Below are 21,136 nucleotides of genomic sequence, written 5' to 3' on the forward strand. Positions count from 1 at the left end.
CCATGCGCGGATCCGATCCTACATACCCACGGAGTGAGGGCTTGTAAGGAACGATTCGGAGACCCGAACAGGGTTTGGTTTGGCGATCTCTCAGCCGTCCGCTGGCGGTCCTCCCCTCGCTCGTGGCGAAGGATGTCAAAAACACCTTGCACCCTCGACTGGTCATTGCCCATCGTTCACATCTGCCTCCGATGCCGCGTGGGAACCGGTTGGGGGTGGTTCACGGAGAGACCGGGGCACCAGGTTTCCATGGCGTGTGCCCGTGGGTGAGCCAAACCATTTCAGGGTTCAGCGAGCGAATCAGTAGCTGTCCCTCGGTGCGGGGGTTATCAAGTTCGTCGAACCAGACTGCTGTGTCACCGGCGACGATGGTAGTGACTCCGTCGCCGTCAACGACGACAATCTGTGAGCCCCGGGTGTGACCTGGTGCCGGGAGGAGCCGTAGCCCCGGAAGCAGTTCGAGCTCGCCCTCGACCGTGATGTAGTGCATCCCGGGCGGGTCTACCCATTCGGGGATGGTGTAGTCGCTTTGGTTGCGGGCGTCCTCGAGTTCCTGACGCTGGACGTAGGTGGGCTTGCCCGCGAAGAGGTGGTTACCTCCGCAGTGGTCGAAGTGCAGGTGGGTGTTGATGACGATGTCGACACTGCCGATGTCGAAGTCCTGCCCGTTCAAGGGGTAAAGACGGGGTTCCATGTCGGCGACCGCCGGATGAAGCTTAGTCATACCGGTGTCGACCAGCACGCGCGCGTCGGGGTGGTCAATGACATGCACGTAGACCGGCATCGGCTCACCTTCGGCAAGGAGTTCGGCCACACGAACGGCAGTTACACGGATTGCAGCGGGGGAATTCACTCTTCACCTCAGTCCCACATCAAGGCCGTGATGTGTCCGGAATCAACAGATCGTCCTGTCGAGCCCAGATCTGGTGCCATGATCCAGAATCATATCCGTCGACGCGTCCCTCGACCACCGAAACCCATACATCACCTACAGAGGCATCAAATCCGAAACGACCGCTTATAGCGCGGCACGGAAAACATGTAAGGAACTACCCGCAAGGAATCAGCAAAAGCGCCCAGGGCACCCCAGGGCCAGTCCCATTCGGCGCACTTATCCCTCCGAATAGGGTGGGAAAATGAGTGATCCGACCTCGCCTTTCGGCCGCAGCACTGAAGTCCCGCGGATCCTGGCCAAGTCGTTCACGGTCACCGGAGACGGATCGCTGGTACTGGTGGCCCGTTGACCTGTACGTCATCAGACGGCCGCGGGCGATGCTTTCATCACCGTCCTCAACAGCGTTATTACCGTGCTGCTATGGCGCTGATCGCTCATATCCCGTGTTTCCGAACCCTGGCCAAAGGCTCCCCAAGGCTGAGCGCTGCCCGCAGTGCCTGCTATTCGAAAGCACCTGGCGAAGCATGCATTTTTTCACGCCCCCCACCAGCGTGGCGTTTGCGTGCTTTCGTTGGGTCTTTCCGGACCTGCAAGTGAAACTCTTCCCTGTCCTTCCGGAACAGCGCTACGCGCTGAACGTCCCGGGTATGAAGCCGCCGGCGAATGCTGCGCTTTCGCCGCCGAAGAGCCAACAATGCCAGAACGAGAAGGGACGCGGCTCCGGCGAAGGTCCCCAGCGAGGGCACAAAGTCCATTAGGCACTACATCCCTCTACAACCGGTTGGGCCCGGCCACCCTGGTCTTGTTGGGCATACAGCGGTCAACTGACGCCTCCCGTCGAGTCCCACTTCGGACTCCGTTTCACAACTATTCCCCAAAGCAACCGGAAAGAAGAATGCGACGAGACGGGCAGACATAATGACAATTCGTCAGCCGTTCGCACTGGCTGGATCCTCGCTCGCGGTGCCATGGCCCGGGCCAGGAACGACCGCCACCGCTGAGCCCACATACACTCCCCCAGACGGTACGACCAGGGCACTTTCACTTTGGATACCCTGCGAGAAATGGTTCACGACCGAGGCTGCACCGTATCGTTACTCCCCGTTCTGGCCCCTATAAGCGGTGAGAACTCCGACGAAGAACGCGTTCCTGTTATCAGCCGTCCAGGTACGAGCGAGACTGATGATCACCCGCATGTGGTCTTTGCGGAATCGCAGCGGCCTGGTCTCCGGCTCCACTGAACCACGGGCAGGCTTGGGGATGGCTGGCGCCCGCCCGAAGATGTCATTGGCGGGAATCTGGCTGTCATCCGGAGCAAAAACCTCTCCGAACCGATTCTCGGCTGCGGCCCAGCTGATCGCGTTCAGGATAATTCCCGGATACGCGAGCCCTGTGCTGTCATGGTGCTCCCCCAGCCACTGGTTCAGGTCTTTTGGAAGGTAGAGAGTGACGTGGCCTGAATGTTCCTCTTCGGCGGGTTCGATCTTGGCCGGGGCTGTGACATCGACAGCTGGCGCCGGCTGGTCCAAGGCCTGTAGCGGTAAAGCGGCTGCCGCTGTATTCGATGCCGGTGCTTCAGAAGAATCGATAACCTCAGGCACGGGCCCCGACGCACCTACGCCCTCGGACAGGGCTTCAAGCGCCTCAACTGCACTCTCAGGCATTGTTCCGGAAAACTGCTCCACTGGAGCCTCTTCAACTGAGGCAGGCTGAGTAGGTTGCAGCACTCGCCTTTTCAGACCGCTGAGGGCGCTGAGATCCATCTTTCCCGGGCTGGAGGGCAGGCTCATTTGGAGGCTACCTCTAGGTTCTCGTCAAGCGATTCCTCCTGGGCCTGGAGCTCTAGGACGATCTGCTCGGTCAGTCGCATGTAATCCTCGGCCAGGTTACCTGCCGACTGCGCGATCCGGGGTTCATCCGAGCTCTTGCCCTTGTTACGCAGCCGCTCCCAGAACGGTGACTGGGTCGCTGCCCTGGCGGCCAGCTCGTGTGCAGCGAGACCACGGAAGCTGGCGTCTGCGTCAGCCGCAACAACGTCTCGGATACTGCCTTCGAACACGGGCGCAATGCCGTCCAGGGACTCCTGAAGCAGCGTGCGGGCCTGTTTGTCCACGTTCCTGGCGTTAGTGGGAATGCCAAAGAGGATGACCCCGAGCAGGGCTACTGCTGGATTGTCATTCTGGACACTAAGGATGCGACGGGCCAGAGACTCAAGGCCGCGAATAGACTTCGGCTCAGGCTTCACGGGCGCCAGAATCCAACGGGAGGCCAGCATCGCTTCCTCAATGGCGGTCCAACCGGCCTCTGATGGCGGGGTGTCGATCAGGACGATGTCGTAGTTCGGGGCAATCTTTGCCAGGGTCCGGGCCACTCCCCCACGCATTTTGCCCTGACGGGAAGCGTCTCCCTGGAACGTGTCCATTAGCTGCGCTGTGTGGTTGCCGCCTGCGAGGACATCCAAGCCCGGCCGCACATCCTTGATTGGCACCGGAATCTTGTCGTACCGGACTGCAATGTCCAGCGCTTCCCCGCTGTCGTACCGATCATCGTTGATGATGCCCAAGTTGGTCGACGTGTCGCCCTGGGAGTCCAGGTCGACGACGAGCACCTTGTAACCGGCTTCAGCTAGGAGGGCAGCGAGATTGGTGGTCACGGTTGTCTTGCCGACACCGCCTTTGCCATTGGAGATGCAGATGGTGCGTCGCGACGCCAGTTGAACGGCGGGCGACAACGTGTGGGAGATAGTTGCCGTTTCCATAGTGCACATCATAGGCGCGGCCAGTGCAGTGCAGCGGCAAATTTACTGTCGTGTCGCGCTAAAGCTCCTGTGCACTTGCTTTGCACTGGCTAACGAGTAGCTATGCAGTTGAAAAGAAGTAAATACACCGCAGAATTGCACCTCTTTTGCATTAGCTTTGTGGCTGCATGACTAGATTGGTGGGCGTGTCGCCCTGGGAGTCCTGGTCGACGACGAGCATTCTGTAACCCGCGGCTTCAGCGAGGAGGACAGCAAGATTGGTGGTCACGGTCGTCTTGCCGACACCACCTTTGCCATTGGAGATGCAGATGGTGCGTCACGACGCCAGCTGAACGGGCGGACGACAACGTGTAGGAGGTAGTTGCCGTATCCCTAGTGCACATCATAAGCGTAGCCAATGCAGTGCAGCGGCAAATTTACTGTCGCGTCGTAATACATCACTTGTGCACTTGCTTTGCACTGGTTAACAAGTAGCTATGCAGTTGTAAAGAAATAACTACACCATAGGACTGCCACTCTTTTGCATTAGCTCGGTAGCTGCACGACTAGTGCGTGAAATCGCAGTGCCCCTAAAATCGCACCAAAATCACATCTAAAGCGCACATACGACAAGCTTTAAAACCACACTAAATGTGCAGTTACTACGCAGTACGAAAATGGTTAACATCGAAGTAGGGGAGCAGTAGAAGAATGCAGTAAATATGCAGTACAAGATGCAGTAGATGAAGAGTAGGGGAACGAAGCATGGCCTACCTTTAGATTAGGCAAGTCGGATCGTGCACCTCCTCCGGAGAAAGCGCAGTGCCCCGCGAGACCCGGTCTACGCCGGTCGCGGCCGAAGCGTGCAGACACATCTCAAGCATCCCTGCGTGTGGGACCGGTCGGGATCATCATCGCATTGCTCATGCTGAAACGAACGTGCAATGAGTGCAGCCTCACCCGGCGCGGCCTTTTGGATCCCGCCGAGGCAACCGCCGAACTCCCACAGGATAAGACGCGGGTCTCGACAATCCACGCCCATAATGCCTGCTGCCCCTGTTTATGCTGCCAGCCACAGCGCTGCGTCGTCGGGTGGTATCCAGTGTTCTTCCCGTTCGTAGTCGTACAGGTCGGTTTCCATCATCCGGGCGTTCAGAAATCGGTCCAGATAAGCATGCCAGGCAGCCCGTTCCCGTCGATTCCGGCTGATGTGTGCTTGGTAGTCCTCCTGCACCCCCAGCCGTGCTGCAAGGTCACGCAAATTCGCTGAAGTGGTCTTCCAGCGGCCTTTGTCGCGCCTAATCATGGCTAAGGCTTCCATGTCTGCAAGTGCTTTTGTGACGGCGTTGCGGCTGATTCCTGTGGTTCTTACGATTTCTGCTGTGGTGGGGGAGCGTCGGCCTCGTTCGATGGCTTCGTAGACGAGGGCGGCAGCATCGCCGAGCGCCCGGAATACAGGCCGAATGGCGTGGATGTGTCCCCGGCGCCAGGTGAGTTCGCGCGCCAGCTGCTGGTAATGGGCGGGTAACTGGATGAGGTAGACATCGGCGGCTTTGTGGCGTGCATCTGCAACCTTGGTCAGGATCCCGTCTGATGCTTTCGCCAGGACAGGCAGAAGTCTCGCGATGGTGACGTGGTGTTTTCCCATGGCAACAGCAAGGGTGCGGCAGCCCACGTCTACAACGTCAGTTTCCTTGGCCCGCATGTAGCCCAGGAGTCCCCGGATCAGGAGTCGAAGGCTTAGGCCTTCGCGGCCGCGGGCTTGCAGGCGGTGATCGAGCACAGCGTAGAGGATATTTTCCAGATCGTTCACTAGCTGGTGGATTGCTGCAGGGCTGGACCTAATACTTGCCCCCCCTGTGGGAAGAGTGGGGCTTGTGTTGTTAATAGGTACAGCGTTTCCCCCGGTTTTACGGGGCCGGACTTTTTGGTCAGACTTGTTGGCGGTGTAGGCCTGGGCCTTGGCCCATTCGGTCCCCAGGAGCCGTTCCTGGTTGGCAGGTGTGCCGTACAGGGCGGCCAGGCCGGGGAACTGCCCGGAGAGTTCGTTCTGTATGTGCTCGCGGGTCCAGCCGCAGGCACTGAAGTGGTTCAGGACGGCCATGCGGGCCTCGGAGGGGCTCTTGTATCGTGCGGTGTCGTAGAGCCCGGTACGGGCCACGCGGCGCAGCGGAAGTTCTGCTCCGGACCGAGGCTCCAGGACAGGATGGGGAGTAGGGGCGGCCTTTGCCCGTCGAGCTGCGAGTTCCTTCTGGCGGCGCAGTTCGGGCATCAGTGTTGCTTGAAGTCGAGCCATAGCCTTCGGGCCGTTGCGGCGTCGCAGGACGTCATAGGCCTCGCTGAGGGGAGTGACGAGTATCTGGTGCCCACCGGACTTGTGCATGCTTCCGGGTACTCGAATACAGCCATCCGTGATGTTCTGGTGCGGGCTGGGGTCAAGACTGGCTGCTGTCAGTGCAAGGGCTTCAACGAGCTCGCGTGCTTCTGACGCGCTCAGAGGTTCTTGAAGAGGGATATAGAGGTGGCGGCCACCGCTGGGGGAGAAGTCCTCAACCCAGCGCAACCCGCAGCTAATCAGCAAGTGCCGGATGCGAGCGGCGTCCTCCTCCAGGACGGCTTTGTGCGCTTTTGAAGTATCCAGGTCAAGGCACAGGGTGGCCACGCTGCCGTCCGTGCCGTGGACCATGACGGCCGCCGGCCGTGTCGGGAGAGCCGCAGTAATACTGTGCGGGGTCTTGGGGCGGGGGTACTGGAAGCGGGTGCCAATCCAGCGACCGGTCCTGTAGGTGGGCTGTCCTGCGATCAGGGGAGCGAGCACCCAGGCCTGTTTGGGCGTAACTTTTCGTGCGACACCCTGAAGGGCATGTGTTGACGCGGAATAGGGTTCCGGTACCATAGACAGCAATAGCCTTCCTTTATGGATGGATATGACAAGATCCACCCACTGGGTGGGTGTTGGAAAAAGTTCAGATCGAATCCCGCCAAGAACGAGATCTGAACGACATACTTTGTGAAGGCCCGCCTAGTGCGGGCCTTCAGTTTTTAACCGGCCTGTGCGATAGGCAAAGCCTCCTGGTTTTGCAGATCGTCAATATTGATGGAATCGATGTGCTCAGCCACGAGCGGCGTGAGATAGTCCACTGCGTTCGTGTCAAGGATCTCCAGGATCCGCCGCAGTTTCTGGGCGCGAGCCATGTCGGGCTTGACCACAAAAGTATGCCGCGGGCCCTTCGAAGGGCGCCCGCCCAGGTTGAGCTTTTGGATTGCCATAGTCACATCTAATCGGTTTTGATTACTGAAAGACGGAAGCGTAGGCGGCGTGTCGCTATAAGACAACATTTAACGCCCCAGCAGATAGTCCTTCAGTGCAGCGAGCAATTGCTCTAGGCGCACAGGTTGCACGGTGAACGTCACTGTCCGCCCACGTCGTTGGCCGGCCGGGACGTCAGCTTCAACGAGTCCCGCCTCCTCGAGATTTTGGAGCGTTCTTCTAGCGGTGTTGGCGTCAGTGCCCAGTTCTCTGGCAAGGTCCGCAGCCCCAGTGGGGCCATGGGTCGACAAATGCCGCAGTATGGCTCGGGAGAACATCGTCCCGAATGACTCAATAGCCATGTCGACGTCCCGAAATAGGGCGCTCGGGGGGCGAATGTATCGGGGCATTCATTCATAATCTCACTTCCCTGCTAGTTCGGACGCGTTCAACCAAGACTACATTAAATGTCGTTTTAGATGTAGTGTCTTATCTGTCGCACCAATCGGAGCCGGTAAAAGGGAGCGGCCAAGGCGTGACAGCGAACACAAACAGGCGTTTGACAAGCATTTTGAGTGTGACCTGTGGACAATGGCCTTCGTCCACTTGGTGGAGAAAAGTCGGCACCGGCTGGTAGTTGTAGAAACGATGTCTTTTTTGGGGAGTGGCAGGCAGTGACCGATTTGTTGCAGGTTGGCCCAGAGTGGCCTTCATGAACCAGCGTAAGTCGCTTGGCTTGGTAGCCCTCATCGCAGTCCCTGGGCTGATCTTTGGTTTGATCTTCACCATGCTCTTGCTGTTGGCCCCCGCGAAGCCGGCGGCCGCCGATTGTGACCCGGCTGTTTCTGCTGTCATCGACGGCAGCACCAAGGTCGATGGCTACACCGAAGAGCAGCTGAAGAACGCCGCGGCGATCATGGGTGCAGGTAAAGCAATGGACCTGTCCGTAAAAGGTCAAATGATTACGGTGATGGTGTCCCTGGGGGAGTCGGGGTTGCGTGTGCTGGATCATGGCGACGGACCCGGCCCTGATTCCCGGGGTTTGTTCCAGCAGCGGGACAACGGTGCGTGGGGCACCTACCCAGACCGTATGAACCCCACCACCAGCGCCACGAACTTCATCAAGGCCCTGCAGGATGTTCCCGGCTGGGAGCTCTTGGAACCGACCCTCGCCGGCAACAAGGTCCAGCGCAACGCCGACCCGTACCACTACCAGAAGTACTGGCCAGAGGCCGTCAAACTCGTCCAGGCACTCTCGGACGGGAAGTTCTCTCTGGAAGGCAGCGACTGCGCTATCCCGGGACAGTCCGGTGCCGGGGATGACTACCCATGGAAAGACGCTCCCACCTGGTCGCAGATCGGCGCCAACGATGCCAGCACCTCACCGCTGAACATGTACTACCGCGAGTGTGTGGATTTCGCGCTGTGGCGTGTGAACCAGCAGATGGGCAGCACCGACGCACCGTTCAAGTTCCTCAACGGGACCTTCCGCCCGGACGGAGCGCGGTTGGGTTCTGCAGTGACGTGGAAGGCCGGTTGGGACGCCAAGGGCTGGCCCACAGGTTCCGTTCCCCGCGTCGGTGCGGTCGTTTGGTACGCACCCGGTGCCGGGGGAGCGGACCCGACGTTCGGCCACGTCGCTGTGGTCAAAGAAGTCAAGGACGACGGGACCTACGTCGAAGAGGGCTATAACGGCCACCCGGTCCCGGATGACCACAGCTACTACACCCGGACTGTCAGCAGCACTGTCCCCTCCGCTTTCCTGTACCTGCCCACTCAAGAGGAGAAGAAGTGAAAAAGCCCTTGGCCCTGCTCGCCGTGGCCCTGCTCTGCGTTTCATGCGCACCGGCAGCGAACACGACACCGGCAAAAACGGCGAGCATCACGCCCACAGCGTCCGCCCCCGTCTCACTGAGCGCCAACAGCGGACCACAGGCCCCCGGGGGAACAGTCCCGGCCTCCACCGGCATCACCTGGGATCAGACCAGCATGGATCGGGCGGTGGAAGTCGCTGAGAAGGCGATGGCGGACTTTGCCCGCCCTGGCGTGGAGGAAAAGCAGTGGGCCAATGATCTTGCCCGCTGGCTGACACCACAGGCCACCGCCGACTACTCGGCGGTGGACCCGGCCAACATCCCGGCCAACCGCGTCACCGGTCCAGCCACACTCTCCGTCGATGAAGCCAACGGCTACGGCGTCACGGCAGCGGTCCCCACCAACGCCGGGACCTACACCGTGCAGCTGCTCCGCACGGGCAAGGACGCCCCATGGAAGGTCAACCGGCTCACACCACCCACGTCCTAAGCGCCGCACCTCTCCATCACAGACACGTAAGGAAGAAGTTCATGGTTACTACACCAACCGAGGTCCTGGCCTTTCCAAACATCAGGGCCATCGTCCGCGACAACGGGACCGCTGAGGTCCTGGTCGCGGGTAACTCCCGCATCGTCCCTGCCGGAGACTCCGTGCAGGATCTCCGCAACAACGCCCTGGCCCTGGTCGTGGGCGAGGCGCAGACACTCCAGCGCCCCGTCCGGGTCCAGATCGAGGATCCCGAAGGACACGGTGAACTGATCGTGCACCCGGACAACAAGATCGAATCCGTCTCCTACGAACCGCGCCCGGCACGCCGCCGGGCAGAGGCCCCGGAAACCACCCCCGAGACCGTCGCTCCATCCGTCATTGATACGGTCCCCGTTGCTGCTCCCGAGCCAGTAGCCGCCCCCGCACAGCCCACCGCTGCAGCAACGGTGGACCGCCGGCCGTGGCCGCCCAACCCCGTCGAGACCGGGCCAGCAACCGAGACTCCCGACCCTGCACACTCTGAGGCCCAGCCGGCGGCCGCCGCAGAAGAACCGCAGCCCTCCGCAACCGCCCCGGACGCACCGCTGACCCGGCGCAGCCTGAAGGAAACCTCGTTCCTGGTCAGCGCTCCGGTTCTGGAACCGGCCACCCAGGGATGGCGGGGAACACTCACCCGCCTGGGATTCCGGATGGACCCCTCAGCGGAAGAACTCTCCGAGCGGGAGGACATTCGCACGGTCAGCCAGCACTGGCCCGGCCCGCGCACCATCGCGGTGGTGAACCGCAAGGGCGGGGCCAACAAGACCCCCACGGTCGTCATGCTCTCGGCCATCCTCGCACGCTACAGCGGCGCCGCCACGGTCGCCTGGGACAACAACGAATCCCAGGGCACCCTCGGGTGGCGCACAGAGAAGGGTGCCCACGACCGGAGCGTCCTGGATCTGATCGATTCGTCCCAGTCACTGCTCTCGCCGTCCACGAACGCGGCCGAAATCGCGAAGTTCGTCCATCACCAGACCGGTGACAAGTTCGATGTCCTGCGCTCGGATGAGAACGAGGAAGGCGACCACGAAGTCACCGCCGAAGAGGTCGACGTCGCCCATCAGGTCCTCACCCGCTATTACCGGCTGGTGGTTATGGATTCGGGCAATACCGCCCGGGCAGCGAACTGGCGGCGGATGATCGACCACACCAACCAGCTCGTCGTGCCCGTGACAGCCATCGAGGACCGCGCCGAAGCCGCCCGGCTGACTCTCCAGACCCTCGAATCCCGTGGCGGCCACGACGCCGAGCTGGCCCGCAACGCCGTCGTCATCGTCTCCGAATCCACCGACGCCAAACGCAGCATGACCGGAGATGCCCTCAAGCGGGCCAAAGACGAGGCCCAGCGGATCGCGGACGGCTTTGACCCGTTCGTCAGGGCGGTCGTCAGGATTCCTTACGATCCGGCACTGGTCAACGGCCCCATCCGCTATGAAGCCCTCCAGCCCGCCACACAGCGGGCATGGCTGGCCGCAGCGGCCGCCGTCGCTGACGGCTTCTAAGACACACGTCACCGGACTTTGAAAGGAGGAGCCATGAAACAGTCCCTGAATCCCTGGATCGCCAAACCTGCCGAAAGCGCGGACGAGGACGCGCCGGACGCGCATGTGCCGCCAGCGGCAGTGATCAGTGCGCCGCTGAGGGGAATGATTGAACCGGACGCAGCCGATCGCCTGAGCCGGCGCACCATGTCAGGATCCGCAGCGCTGTGGATCACCGGCGCCCACGGGGGAGCCGGCGAAAACAGAATCGCTGCCCTCCTGCCCGGGGCACGCGTCACCGATCACTGCTGGCCGGTCCTGCAGAACCGAAGCACACCACGGGTGCTGCTGGTCTGCCGGGCAGACATGCGTGGCCTGACCGCCGCCAGGAGCGCACTGACCCAATGGGCATCAGGGGCGGCCCCGGAGCTTGATCTGCTCGGCCTCGCGGTCCTTGCAGACGCGCCAGGGAAGACTCCCAAAGCGCTCCGGGACTTCGCCTCACTCGTCGGCGGGGGAGCGCCCCGGCTCTGGATCCTGCCCTGGGTGGAAGCCTGGCGGCTTGGGGATTCCCCCACACCGCCTCCGGCCCGCGAGTACCAACGATTCATCACTGACTTGGCCGTCCTGGCCACCGACACCCCACCAAGCACCACCCACTGAAAGGTCTCAGTACTCACCATGAACTCCTTCTCCGCACTTGTAGCAAGCGTCATTCCCAACCCCACCCCGGTCGTCCCGGAGCAGGCCGGCGGGCTGCTGACGATCCTGAACTGGGCCGCGGGTATCGGCCTGGTCCTGGGCGTTCTGGGCGTCATCATCGTCGGTATCAAGCTGGTCATCTCACTCCAGCGCGGCGAGGGCGGCCAGACCCTCGCCAGTCTCGGCTGGGTCCTGATGGGCTGCATCATCATCACCGGTGCTTCAGGCATCGTCCGCGCCTTCGTCTAAACCAGACCAACAACGGGAGGTTCACCGTGAGCCAATCACCAGAGAGCACCACCGAAAGCAATCCGTTCACCAAACCCGGTTTCATCATTGCTGCCGCACTGGTGGTCGCGCTGATCGCAGCAGCCATCGTCATCTTCCTGCTCCCCAAAGGACAAGGCAACGCCCAACCGGCCCCCGCCGCATCGCCGGGCAGCACCTCCGCAGCCCCTGCGAAGTCATCAGACGCGGCTGGAAAGAGCATCTGCGGGCTGCCCTCAAGCACGGAGACAGCCCTGGGAACAGCACCGAAGTCCAAATGGGAACTCGTAGGAAAGATGGCGGCACCTACCGATCCCAAGACTTTCGGCCCGGGCGTGACAGACGAGGACGGGTTCCGGTCTTGCTTCGCTAACTCACCCACCGGCGCACTCTACGCCGCCGCCAACATGATCGCCCTTGGCTCATCCGGGACACAGGATGAGCTCAAGCTCGCCGAAAAATTTCTGGTGCCGGGCCCCGGACGTGACGCGGCTATTAGGGAGGCCAAGACACGGACTTCAACTGCGGGAAGCGGTGAGACCGCTCAGGTCAGCGGCTTCCTAATCAAGTCTTACAGCCCGGCTGAGGCAGACGTCGATCTGGCTATCAAACTCCCGAACGGTGCACTGGCACATTCAGATCTTTCGCTTCGATGGGTAGCCGGAGACTGGAAGGTGAAGGCTTCCGATGACGGCCAAATATTCAATGGTGTCGCCCAACTCAGTGATCTGAGCGGATTCATACTCTGGTCAGGCGTCTGACATGGCTGAGTGCAGTTTGGGGGACATTAAGTGCGTCGCGGGCAACATCGCCGCCGGTGCGGTTAACGACGCCATCACGAATCTGGCGAAGTCGATCATGGAGGGTATGAGCCAGATGGTGACAACGCTCTCCACGTTCTGGGTAAGCATGCCCACGGTGAACCTTGCCAGCGGCGACGGCACCACCCCCAGTCCCGTTGTTTCTGCGGTCAATAGCGAGTTAATGCCCTGGACGCTGGCTCTGGCCGTCCTCGCCGTCATCCTCGGCGGCATCCGGATGATCTGGGAACAACGCGGAGCACCACTAAAAGAACTCCTCCGTTCGTTGCTCACGCTCACTTTGGTGTCCGGCCTTGGCCTGGGTGTCATCTCGATCCTGGTGATCGCCGCCGATGCTTTCTCGGCCGCCATCATCGACCGCTCCACGGACGGCAAGGGCTTCGCCGATGCAATGAACATCCTCGTCATGACCAACCAGACTGGGGTCGGGGTGTTTATCCTCATCGTCCTGGGCTTGATCGGCCTGATTGCCTCCCTCGTCCAGATCGTCCTCATGGTGGTGCGCAGTGGCATGTTGGTGATCCTGGCGGGCATCCTGCCCACCACGGCCGCTTTCACGAACACGGAAATGGGCAGGCAGTGGTTTCAGAAGGCAGTTGGTTGGACCATCGCCTTCATCCTCTATAAACCAGCGGCGGCCATCGTGTACTCGGTCGCATTCCTCCTCATGGGCAACAAAAGTCAGGTCCCCCTGATCGGATCCATCACGGGCTTCACACTGATGATCGTTGCCCTGTTCGCACTGCCGGCGCTGATGCGGTTCGTGACGCCGATGGTCGGTGCCGTCGCCTCCGGCGGGGGAGCAGGGGCCGGGGCAGCCGTCGGGGCTATGGCCACCGGCGCCGTGTCCTTGGGCCGCAGTGGCAGCGGCAGGGGCAACGCCTCACCGACCCCAGCGAGCACCCAGAGCAACCAGCCAGGCGCGTCTCCAAAAGGCAGCGCCGGAACGTCCGGCCCCCGAGGCGGGGGAGGCCAGCCCACACCGGGCGCTACCGGTCCGGGCGGAGCAGCTGGCGCTGCAGCCGCAGGCAAAGCGGGCATGGCAGGGGCCGGGGCAACCGCCGGCACTGCAGGAGCAGCGACCGGGGCAGCAGCTGGGCCAGCTGGCATGGCCGTAGCTGCCGGCGCACAAGTGGCGTCCAAGACGTCGCAGGCAATCGCAAAGACCGCGCATGATTCAACCGGGGAGGGCCCCAGTGGCAGCAATTAACACCGAATACAAGGAACCGTCTTACGGCAACTGGCGCGTACCGCGCTCAGCGGGCCTAGGCAACCTCGGCGCTATCGGCACCGGGATTGTCATGGCCGGTCTGTTGATGGGCATCATCAGCTTCGCCATCTGGGGTCTGTTCCCGGGCCTTGCAGTCCTGGCCGTGGCCGGGGCCAGCGCCCTCCTGCTGACCGTCAAGGACAAGCACGGCCAAACCGTCGTCGATCGCTTCGCCACACGGATGAGCTTCCGGCTCTCCAAATCCTCCGGAACGAATCTCTACCGTTCCGGCCCCCTGGGCGTGACGGCCTGGGGCATGTACCAGCCGCCGGGCCTGGCAGCCAAGTCGGCCCTGTACGAGTTCACTGACTCCTACAAGCGCCCGTTCGCCCTGCTGCACGTACCGACCACCAGCCACTTCACCGTGATCTTCTCCACCGAACCTGACGGAGCCTCACTGGTGGACCCCGAGCAGGTAGACGCGTGGGTGGCGAACTGGGGCGGCTGGCTCGCCGGCCTCGCGGATGAGGCTGGCCTGGACGCCGCGGCCGTGACGGTCGAGACCGCCCCTGACTCCGGCTACCGGCTGCGGAACGAAGTTGAAATGAACATCGACCCCACCGCGCCCGCCTTTGCCCAGGCCATTCTCCGTGAAGTCGTGGACACCTACCCGGAAGGGTCGGCCACGGTCCGGGCCTGGGTGTCCCTGACCTTCAACGCCTCCCTCCGGGCCGGATCGAAGAAGCGCACACCCGAAGATGTGGCCCGGGACCTCGCCTCCCGCATCCCGGGCCTCTCGGCCCGGCTGCAGTCCACCGGCGCCGGTATCGCCCGTCCCATGTCAGCCCAGGAACTCTGCGAAGTCGTGCGGATCGCCTACGATCCCCCCGCTGCCCTGATCATTGATGAAGCCCACGCCGCCGGCTCCCCGGTGACCCTTACCTGGGGCGAGGTCGGCCCCACCGCGACGCAGGCAAGCTGGGACGATTACCGGCACGACAGCGCCTTCTCGGCCTCCTGGACCATGACCGGTGCACCCCGCGGATCCGTGAACTCCTCGGTCCTGTCCCGGCTGCTGGCCCCACACGGGGACATTGACCGTAAACGGATTTCACTGCTGTACCGGCCGATGGATTCCGCCCGGGCAGCTGCCGTGGTCGAGCGGGACCAGAACAACGCCAACGTCCGCATCACCTCCGGGACCCGGCCCTCCGCCCGCGCCCTGGTCGACGCCCGCTCCGCCGTGCAGACCGCGCAGGAGGAAGCCCAGGGCGCCGGGCTGGTGAACTTCGGGATGGTCGTCACGGCCACCGTGACCGATAAGGAACGCCTCGCTGATGCCGTCGCGGCCATCGAACAGACCTCCGGTACTGCCCGGGTGCTGCTGCGCCGTGCCTACGGCGCGCAGGACACCGCATTCGCGGCCTCCCTGCCTCTCGGGCTGGTCCTGCCCAAGCACAGCCTGCTGCCCTCCGAAATCAAGGACGCCCTGTAATGGCCCGCGTGAAACTCTTTGCCCGTCCGTCCAGGAAGGCCGCTGAGCCGGCAACGGCTGCACCGACGAAGACTGGGCGCCAGCCACGTGAGGCCGGGCCGGGCTCCCGTGGGTGGACGGGACGCGGCGGGGGCATGGCCGCCCTGGTCCCGTCCGTGACCGAATACCGGGGAACGACAGTCCAGGTCTGCGGCCTGTGGCCGTTCTCCTCCGGGGCGTCATCGCCCATGATCGGCGTCCCGCTCGGACGCCATGAGGAAACCCAGGCCACTGTCTGCTGTGACCCGATCAGCTGGTTCCAGCGGGCACGGCTCATTTCCAACCCCTCCGCCTTCATTCTGGGCCTTCCCGGATTGGGTAAATCCACCGTGGTGCGACGGATGTTCCTGGGTCTTTCCGCTCAGGGCGTCCACCCTCTGATCCTGGGGGACCTGAAAGGCGAGCACGTCAAAGCGGTGCAGGCACTCGGCGGCCAGGTCATCAAGCTCGGCCGCGGCGTGGGATACCTGAACATCCTCGATCCCGGCCAGGCCGTCGAGGTCGCGCAGCTCCTCGAAGACAGCGGCCACCATGAGGACGCCGCCCGCGTCCGCGCTGACGCACACGGCCGCCGCCTGACAATGGTCGTCTCCCTCATCACCATCAGCCGCAACAACCCGCCCACCGATCAGGAGCAGACGATCCTGGACCGTGCACTGAGAGTCCTCGATGAGAAGTTCGACGGCATCCCGGTCCTCAAAGACCTGCTGGACGTCATCGTCTCCGCACCCGACGAACTGCGGCAGGTTGCATTGGACCGCGGCGACATGAACGTCTACCTGCAGGAAACCCGCGCATTGGAAGCAACCCTGCTGGGCCTGACCGGTGGCGGGAAACTGGGGGAAATCTTCTCCCGGCACACCACCAACCCCATGATGCGGGACCGCGCCGTGGTCTTCGACGTCTCCAGCATCGACGAGACCGAGACGGACCTGCAGGCAGCAATCCTGCTCGCGTGCTGGTCCTACGGCTTCGGCACCGTCAACGTCGCCAACGCCCTCGCGGACGCCGGTCTGGAACCGCGCCGGAACTACTTCGTCGTCCTGGACGAGCTGTGGCGGGCACTGCGCTCCGGCAAGGGCATGGTGGACCGGGTGGACGCCCTGACCCGTCTGAACCGCTCCGTGGGTGTCGGGCAGATCATGATTTCCCACACCATGTCCGACCTGCTGGCGCTGCCGGCAGAAGAGGACCGGATGAAAGCCCGCGGCTTTGTCGAACGCTCCGGCATGGTGATCTGCGGCGGCCTGCCGGCCTCTGAAATGCCGTTGCTGACCTCCGCTATTCCGTTGTCCCGGCAGGAGCAGCAGAAGCTCATTTCCTGGCAGGACCCGCCCGCGTGGGACTCCCGCGGGCTCGACGTCGAACCCCCGGGCCGGGGGAAGTTCCTGATCAAGGTCGGTGGCCGACCCGGGATCCCGGTCCAGGTTGGACTGACCTCCATTGAGCAGGCCGAGGGATTGAACGACACCAACACCCGCTGGCACGAACCAGCCGAGACGCTCATGGAGCCAGCAGCTCCCCAGCTGCCCACCGAAGGAGGAACACCGTGAGTGCCCCGAACCGTAAAGGAATGGGCCTCGGGGATGCCCTGCTCATCTGGTTGGCCATTGGCTTTATCGTCGTCTTTGGCGGCGGGACCTACGCGGCCGCCCACCTCGGCTCCTGGATGGCCGGCATCGATGCACCCCCCGCGCATCCGATTGATCTGATTGCCGGGCTCATCAAGGGCCGGGTGCCCTGGCCAACCCAGTCCTCCGTCGCCGCCGCCCTCATGGCCGGGCTGATCGTGGTCCTGGCCATCGTCGTGCTGGTGGCCTGGAGGAAAGGCGCGTCCAAGCGTGCCCGGGTCGATAAGGCCGCACAGTACCTGGGGCGCGGGAAGTCCCTGGCCGCGTTCTCCGAGAAGGGCGCGAAAGCCACGGCCGAGCGCCTCGGCGTGAAGGACACTCCGGGCATCGTGGTGGGCAAGGTGGTCTCCACCGGCCAGAAGTTCAGTCAGTCCTGGGAAGACCTCAGCCTCGACATATGGGGTCCTCGGACCGGTAAGTCGACCTCACGGGTCATGCCCGCGATCCTGGACGCACCCGGGGCGGTCGTCTCGACTTCGAACAAGCGCGACGTGGTGGACGGCACCCGAGGCGTCCGGGTCCTGACCGCGCCGGTGTGGGTGTTTGATCCGCAGAAGATTGCCCAGGAGGAACCGGACTGGTGGTGGAACCCGCTCTCCTACGTCACGGACGAAGAGAAAGCCTACAAACTCACCCAGCACTTCTCGGTCGGTTCACGGGTGCCAGGGTCCAAACCGGATGCCTACTTCGACCCGAAAGCCGAAGACATTCTCTCCTCGTACTTCCTCGCGGCCGCGCTCGGCGGGCTGCCCATCACTCAGGTGTATCTGTGGGTGACGGAGCAGGTCAGCCAGGAACCCATCGAAATCCTGAAAGAGCATGACTACGAGCTGCAGTACAAGGGCCTGGAGTCCACGCTGAAGCTGGCCGACAAGCAGCGGGACGGTATTTTCGGCACGGCCGAGAAGATGATCCAGTGCCTCAAGAGCAGAAACACCCTGCGCTGGGTCGCCCCGGCCCGCGGCGCGTCCGTGGCCACGGATCCCCGACCCCGGTTCAACCCACATGCTTTCGCGGCCTCACGGGAGACGATCTACCTCCTCTCCAAGGAAGGGGCCGGCTCGGCCGCCCCGCTCACCACGGCACTGACGGTGGCCATCGCCGAGGCCATGGAAGAACGCGCCGAACGCAGGGGCGGCCGTCTGCCGCTGCCGGCACTGTTCGCTCTGGATGAGTTGGCGAACGTGGTCCGCTGGGCGTCCCTGCCGGATCAGTTCAGCCACTACGGCTCCAAGGGCCTGATCGTGATGGCGATCCTGCAGTCCTGGTCACAGGGCGTTGAACTGTGGGGGGAAGCGAACATGCGGAAAATCTGGTCGGCCGCGAACGTCAAGGTCTACGGCGGGGGAGTGGCCGAAGAAGGCTTCCTCCGCGCGCTCTCGGACCTGATCGGGGACTACAGCTACACCAATGTCTCGGTCTCCTCCGGGAAATCCGGGTCCAGCCGCTCCCGGCAGGAGGGCAAGGAACGCATCTTCGATGTTTCCAACCTCGCCGAGTTGGACCGGGGCCGCGCCATTGTCCTCGCTTCCGGGGCGCCGGCCACACTGGTCCGTACCATGCCCTGGTACACCGGACCGCACAAAGACGCTGTAGAGGCATCCATCAAGAAATACAGCCCCCGGCCGGAGCAAGACGAAGTGCCCCTCGCTGCAGCAGCTGCCGCCAACCCCTGGGTCACCGGGTAGGAGATTCTGACATGACCATCGACATCGGCCGATTCAGCGAAGCGCCCAGCACCAGCGCAGAAGAGCCCGCCAGCACGGCAGGGGAGGAACAAAAGCCACCCGAACTCGTCTACGGCTCAGCCGAAGAGTTCCTGCACGAACAGCTGCTGCCCACCTACGTCCGCGACGTCGACGGCCGCGCAGCGAAATGGTGTATCGAATGGTACTTCCACCCCGAAGCAGTCTCCCGCATAGAAGCCCTGTGGCGTGCCTGGGAACACCTAAGACTCGACGGGGCAACCGGCATCAGCGTGTGGTTCAAAGACCACGCCGACCACCACATGAGCGTGCTCCTGGACCCACGCGGTCCGTTCTACAAATGCGACATGCAAAAGCACCGCGACCCCGAACACCTCGAACCCAAGAAGGCCCCTGCGGGCTGGTTCCCCGACGTACGGACGCTACCTGTCTAAGGCCAACACGAAACCCGGACGGGCTCTATTGTCCCAAAGCGGTGTCCGGTACGGTGAACCCGGAAAACCCTACAAACATTCAGAGCGCCCCTAATGGGGGAGCGGGCAAGGAAAATCATGGCTGGTATCGAGCACACCCGCGGCAAGCAGTCGAAGGTGAAGTCCTGCCCGAGGACCACAACGACATCGGCGACGCCCTTCAGTGGGTGCGAGTGACGTACGCGCTGGACTACCCGGCCCGGGCTGACTCCTGGGACCGGCCCGAAGACTACCCGCAGTCATGGGACGTGCGAGCCTATATCGACGCGGACGTCCTCGACTCCGACTGCGACACTCTGGAGGCCGACGCCCAAGGCCGGGTCACCGTCGCGGAAGCCAGCGTCTACGTGATCCCCGACGTAGGGGCCGTCAACCTCTTCGAAACCTTGGACGCGCACAGCGCCGAACTGTCCCAATTCGCCGAAGCGTTCATCGCTGCAGGGTCCGAGCCCAGTCAGCTCAGCATCGAGGGTGAACCGGTCCTCCAAGGCGACCTGATGATCGTGACCTGGGTGAGCGTCCAGCCCCGGTTCCGCGGGCACCGGGCCGGGCATCAAGTACTCAAAGCCATCCTCCACGCGGTGGGCCGCGGGACGGTCGTGATCGCCCTGCACGCGGCGCCCGGGCTCCAGGACGGCATGGAAGAAGGATCCTTGAAACACCGGATCGAATGCCGCGCCCTCGCCAAGTACTGGGGTGAGCTCGCGTTCCGGCCACTGCACCGCAACGTCATGATCGTGACCTACGACGACATGCTCGTCATGCTCGCCGACGATGACCAGGAGAACGAGGACCTCAACCTCGACGGGCTGCGTGATGTGCCACTCCTTCAGCTCTCCCAGAAACAGCGCGACGCAGTGTTCAGGAACCTCAAAGTAAAGCTCGACGAATAGCCCTACCGCCTGGGAGCCACGGCATACAAAACGTGACTTGCAGCAGTCCACAGTTGGGGTCACTCCGGGTTATCCACGGCTGGAAATTGGGAGCCATAGGGTAGCTCCCCTGAGCAGCAGTAGCGGTGGATAACCCCTCAGGATTGTCCCCAGCTGTGGGCAGTGGGCAGCGGAACCAGTTGTCCAGGGGTCTCTGGATTGGGTATGTCACCCCGCTTCAGGACCACTGAGACGGCCTGATCCAGGACCACCTCACTGGAAGCCCCGGGGCGGCTGAGGTTTCGACGGACCGCCGTCCTCATGGGTGGGACCGCGGCTTTCCTCCGGAACCATGGTGCATCACTCTTCTGGACTGCCAGATCAGCCGGCCAGGTCGCGGCGGCCTAATATGACCGCACCGGGGCCTCCACGCTTCTACTCGCGATCGGAATAATATTTGCGGACAAGAATGCCTATGCCGCCGGCCAGCATCAGCACGAAGCCGACTGTGCTTGCCAATGGAAGGTGGAGGATAATTCCCAGGACTATCATCACCAGGCCGGCCCACAGGGCAGCAGTATTCCAGCGCCTACGAGGGGCCGAACGGCGCTCCGGCCAGCCGGACTCCAGGTGCCGGGCAAGGGCAGGATCCTTGGCCACCAGATCCTGCTCGAGTTCCCGAAGGACTTTGCGCTCATACTCCGATAGCGGCATGAGTGGAACCTTTCCGTTTCCAAGACCAGACAGCGGCGGCTATTAGACGTGGCTGCCGATAGACCTGTTATTCGTTCATTCATCCCTCTGCCGCCCGAAGGCCATAGCCGGAATGCGAAATACTGCCCGGTCAGATGTCCCGTCTGCCGGGGTGTGAGGAAGGAGCGTTCATGCCTTGCCAGCGGACGCGTGGGACAAGCAGAGCTACCCACGCCGGGGACGCCCGCGCCGTACTTCTGTCTCTCGGCTTATGCTCCCATGCCTGCGCGTTGGACCGACGGCACTCCTTTTATGAGCCCGCAGCAACGTTCAGCGCGCCGAGAAAGGCAAGCATGCTCGAGGTGAATCCGACCCAGAGCATAGCCGCAGCAAGGACGGTAAAAGTTGAGGTCAACGGGTGCATGTGGGTCTTCCAGGGGATACCTCGGTAAGGGGCTGGGATAACGGCGGTGCGACCCGTTACGGGCCATTACCGGTACGTCAGCCTGGCGGGGCCG

Annotated in this window: 20 protein-coding genes; 12 read left to right on the forward strand and 8 right to left on the reverse strand. The window is 62.8% G+C overall.

The genetic code is table 11. The features are described from left to right. Positions 1-220: 220 nt before the first annotated feature. The 7 genes from ACZY1F_RS18355 to ACZY1F_RS18385 form a co-directional block, all read right to left on the reverse strand. Entirely contained in the window at positions 221-853 is a 633-nt protein-coding gene (locus ACZY1F_RS18355) for an MBL fold metallo-hydrolase (RefSeq protein ID WP_463943710.1), read from the reverse strand. 1,136 nt (positions 854-1,989) lie between these two features. Further along, complete coding sequence (locus tag ACZY1F_RS18360) at positions 1,990-2,559, reverse strand: hypothetical protein (RefSeq protein WP_463943711.1); 570 nt, start codon at positions 2,557-2,559, stop codon at positions 1,990-1,992. Positions 2,560-2,681: 122 nt separating this feature from the next. Then, positions 2,682-3,653 carry a ParA family protein gene (locus tag ACZY1F_RS18365; RefSeq protein ID WP_463943713.1) on the reverse strand — a complete coding sequence of 324 codons (972 nt, stop codon included), beginning with the start codon at positions 3,651-3,653 and terminating at the stop codon, positions 2,682-2,684. A gap of 151 nt (positions 3,654-3,804) precedes the next feature. After that, entirely contained in the window at positions 3,805-3,921 is a 117-nt protein-coding gene (locus ACZY1F_RS18370) for a hypothetical protein (RefSeq protein WP_463943715.1), read from the reverse strand. A 771-nt stretch (positions 3,922-4,692) separates the two neighbouring features. After that, a complete protein-coding gene (locus tag ACZY1F_RS18375) occupies positions 4,693-6,450 on the reverse strand; it encodes a hypothetical protein (protein WP_463943717.1) in 1,758 nt (585 codons plus the stop codon). A 224-nt stretch (positions 6,451-6,674) separates the two neighbouring features. Further along, positions 6,675-6,902 (reverse strand): hypothetical protein, encoded by a 228-nt coding sequence (locus ACZY1F_RS18380; RefSeq protein WP_463943719.1) that lies wholly within the window; start codon positions 6,900-6,902, stop codon positions 6,675-6,677. Between the two features lie 69 nt (positions 6,903-6,971). Continuing rightward, the gene (locus ACZY1F_RS18385; protein ID WP_463943720.1) at positions 6,972-7,292 is read right to left on the reverse strand and encodes a helix-turn-helix domain-containing protein; all 321 of its coding nucleotides are present in this window, start codon (positions 7,290-7,292) and stop codon (positions 6,972-6,974) included. 302 nt (positions 7,293-7,594) lie between these two features. Between ACZY1F_RS18385 and ACZY1F_RS18390 the strand changes: the two genes are divergently transcribed. Genes ACZY1F_RS18390 through ACZY1F_RS18445 form a run of 12 tightly spaced genes read left to right on the forward strand, consistent with a single transcriptional unit; the run spans position 7,595 to position 19,946 of the window. Further along, positions 7,595-8,677 (forward strand): CHAP domain-containing protein, encoded by a 1,083-nt coding sequence (locus ACZY1F_RS18390; protein WP_463943722.1) that lies wholly within the window; start codon positions 7,595-7,597, stop codon positions 8,675-8,677. Continuing rightward, the gene (locus ACZY1F_RS18395; protein WP_463943724.1) at positions 8,674-9,186 is read left to right on the forward strand and encodes a hypothetical protein; all 513 of its coding nucleotides are present in this window, start codon (positions 8,674-8,676) and stop codon (positions 9,184-9,186) included. The genes ACZY1F_RS18390 and ACZY1F_RS18395 overlap by 4 nt, the downstream gene beginning before the upstream one ends. Positions 9,187-9,227: 41 nt before the next feature. After that, positions 9,228-10,730 carry a MinD/ParA family ATP-binding protein gene (locus ACZY1F_RS18400; protein WP_463943725.1) on the forward strand — a complete coding sequence of 501 codons (1,503 nt, stop codon included), beginning with the start codon at positions 9,228-9,230 and terminating at the stop codon, positions 10,728-10,730. Positions 10,731-10,763: 33 nt separating this feature from the next. Then, complete coding sequence (locus ACZY1F_RS18405; RefSeq protein WP_463943727.1) at positions 10,764-11,372, forward strand: DUF6668 family protein; 609 nt, start codon at positions 10,764-10,766, stop codon at positions 11,370-11,372. An 18-nt stretch (positions 11,373-11,390) separates the two neighbouring features. Continuing rightward, a complete protein-coding gene (locus ACZY1F_RS18410) occupies positions 11,391-11,660 on the forward strand; it encodes a hypothetical protein (RefSeq protein ID WP_193343111.1) in 270 nt (89 codons plus the stop codon). 26 nt (positions 11,661-11,686) lie between these two features. After that, positions 11,687-12,439 (forward strand): DUF8175 domain-containg protein, encoded by a 753-nt coding sequence (locus tag ACZY1F_RS18415; RefSeq protein WP_463943728.1) that lies wholly within the window; start codon positions 11,687-11,689, stop codon positions 12,437-12,439. A gap of 1 nt (position 12,440) precedes the next feature. Next, on the forward strand, positions 12,441-13,709 hold the full coding sequence (locus ACZY1F_RS18420) for a TrbL/VirB6 family protein (RefSeq protein WP_463943729.1): 1,269 nt from the start codon (positions 12,441-12,443) through the stop codon (positions 13,707-13,709). Beyond that, positions 13,696-15,204, forward strand: a complete 1,509-nt coding sequence (locus ACZY1F_RS18425) for an SCO6880 family protein (RefSeq protein WP_463943731.1) — start codon at positions 13,696-13,698, stop codon at positions 15,202-15,204. The genes ACZY1F_RS18420 and ACZY1F_RS18425 overlap by 14 nt, the downstream gene beginning before the upstream one ends. Then, positions 15,204-16,796: a putative type IV secretion/conjugal transfer ATPase gene (locus tag ACZY1F_RS18430; protein ID WP_463943732.1), complete on the forward strand. Its 1,593-nt coding sequence runs from the start codon at positions 15,204-15,206 to the stop codon at positions 16,794-16,796. Before ACZY1F_RS18425 ends, ACZY1F_RS18430 begins: the two co-directional genes overlap by 1 nt. Further along, positions 16,793-18,562, forward strand: a complete 1,770-nt coding sequence (locus ACZY1F_RS18435; protein WP_463943734.1) for a type IV secretory system conjugative DNA transfer family protein — start codon at positions 16,793-16,795, stop codon at positions 18,560-18,562. Before ACZY1F_RS18430 ends, ACZY1F_RS18435 begins: the two co-directional genes overlap by 4 nt. An 11-nt stretch (positions 18,563-18,573) precedes the next feature. Beyond that, the gene (locus ACZY1F_RS18440; RefSeq protein ID WP_463943736.1) at positions 18,574-19,014 is read left to right on the forward strand and encodes a DUF4913 domain-containing protein; all 441 of its coding nucleotides are present in this window, start codon (positions 18,574-18,576) and stop codon (positions 19,012-19,014) included. A 41-nt stretch (positions 19,015-19,055) separates the two neighbouring features. Further along, positions 19,056-19,946 (forward strand): hypothetical protein, encoded by an 891-nt coding sequence (locus tag ACZY1F_RS18445; protein ID WP_463943737.1) that lies wholly within the window; start codon positions 19,056-19,058, stop codon positions 19,944-19,946. A gap of 414 nt (positions 19,947-20,360) precedes the next feature. On the opposite strand, the gene ACZY1F_RS18450 is transcribed toward ACZY1F_RS18445, so the two are convergent. Continuing rightward, on the reverse strand, positions 20,361-20,639 hold the full coding sequence (locus ACZY1F_RS18450; RefSeq protein ID WP_463943739.1) for a DUF3040 domain-containing protein: 279 nt from the start codon (positions 20,637-20,639) through the stop codon (positions 20,361-20,363). Between the last annotated feature and the right edge of the window lie 497 nt (positions 20,640-21,136).

The sequence above is a fragment of the Pseudarthrobacter xylosi genome (assembly GCF_055412765.1).

Excerpts from the sequence above, each read along its gene's own strand:
- ACZY1F_RS18360 (WP_463943711.1), bottom strand. The coding sequence starts at position 2,559 with ATGCCTGAGAGTGCAGTTGAGGCGCTTGAAGCCCTGTCCGAGGGCGTA.
- ACZY1F_RS18365 (WP_463943713.1), bottom strand. The coding sequence starts at position 3,653 with ATGGAAACGGCAACTATCTCCCACACGTTGTCGCCCGCCGTTCAACTG.
- ACZY1F_RS18380 (WP_463943719.1), bottom strand. The coding sequence starts at position 6,902 with ATGGCAATCCAAAAGCTCAACCTGGGCGGGCGCCCTTCGAAGGGCCCG.
- ACZY1F_RS18385 (WP_463943720.1), bottom strand. The coding sequence starts at position 7,292 with ATGCCCCGATACATTCGCCCCCCGAGCGCCCTATTTCGGGACGTCGAC.
- ACZY1F_RS18390 (WP_463943722.1), top strand. The coding sequence starts at position 7,595 with ATGAACCAGCGTAAGTCGCTTGGCTTGGTAGCCCTCATCGCAGTCCCT.
- ACZY1F_RS18400 (WP_463943725.1), top strand. The coding sequence starts at position 9,228 with ATGGTTACTACACCAACCGAGGTCCTGGCCTTTCCAAACATCAGGGCC.
- ACZY1F_RS18405 (WP_463943727.1), top strand. The coding sequence starts at position 10,764 with ATGAAACAGTCCCTGAATCCCTGGATCGCCAAACCTGCCGAAAGCGCG.
- ACZY1F_RS18410 (WP_193343111.1), top strand. The coding sequence starts at position 11,391 with ATGAACTCCTTCTCCGCACTTGTAGCAAGCGTCATTCCCAACCCCACC.
- ACZY1F_RS18420 (WP_463943729.1), top strand. The coding sequence starts at position 12,441 with ATGGCTGAGTGCAGTTTGGGGGACATTAAGTGCGTCGCGGGCAACATC.
- ACZY1F_RS18430 (WP_463943732.1), top strand. The coding sequence starts at position 15,204 with ATGGCCCGCGTGAAACTCTTTGCCCGTCCGTCCAGGAAGGCCGCTGAG.
- ACZY1F_RS18440 (WP_463943736.1), top strand. The coding sequence starts at position 18,574 with ATGACCATCGACATCGGCCGATTCAGCGAAGCGCCCAGCACCAGCGCA.
- ACZY1F_RS18450 (WP_463943739.1), bottom strand. The coding sequence starts at position 20,639 with ATGCCGCTATCGGAGTATGAGCGCAAAGTCCTTCGGGAACTCGAGCAG.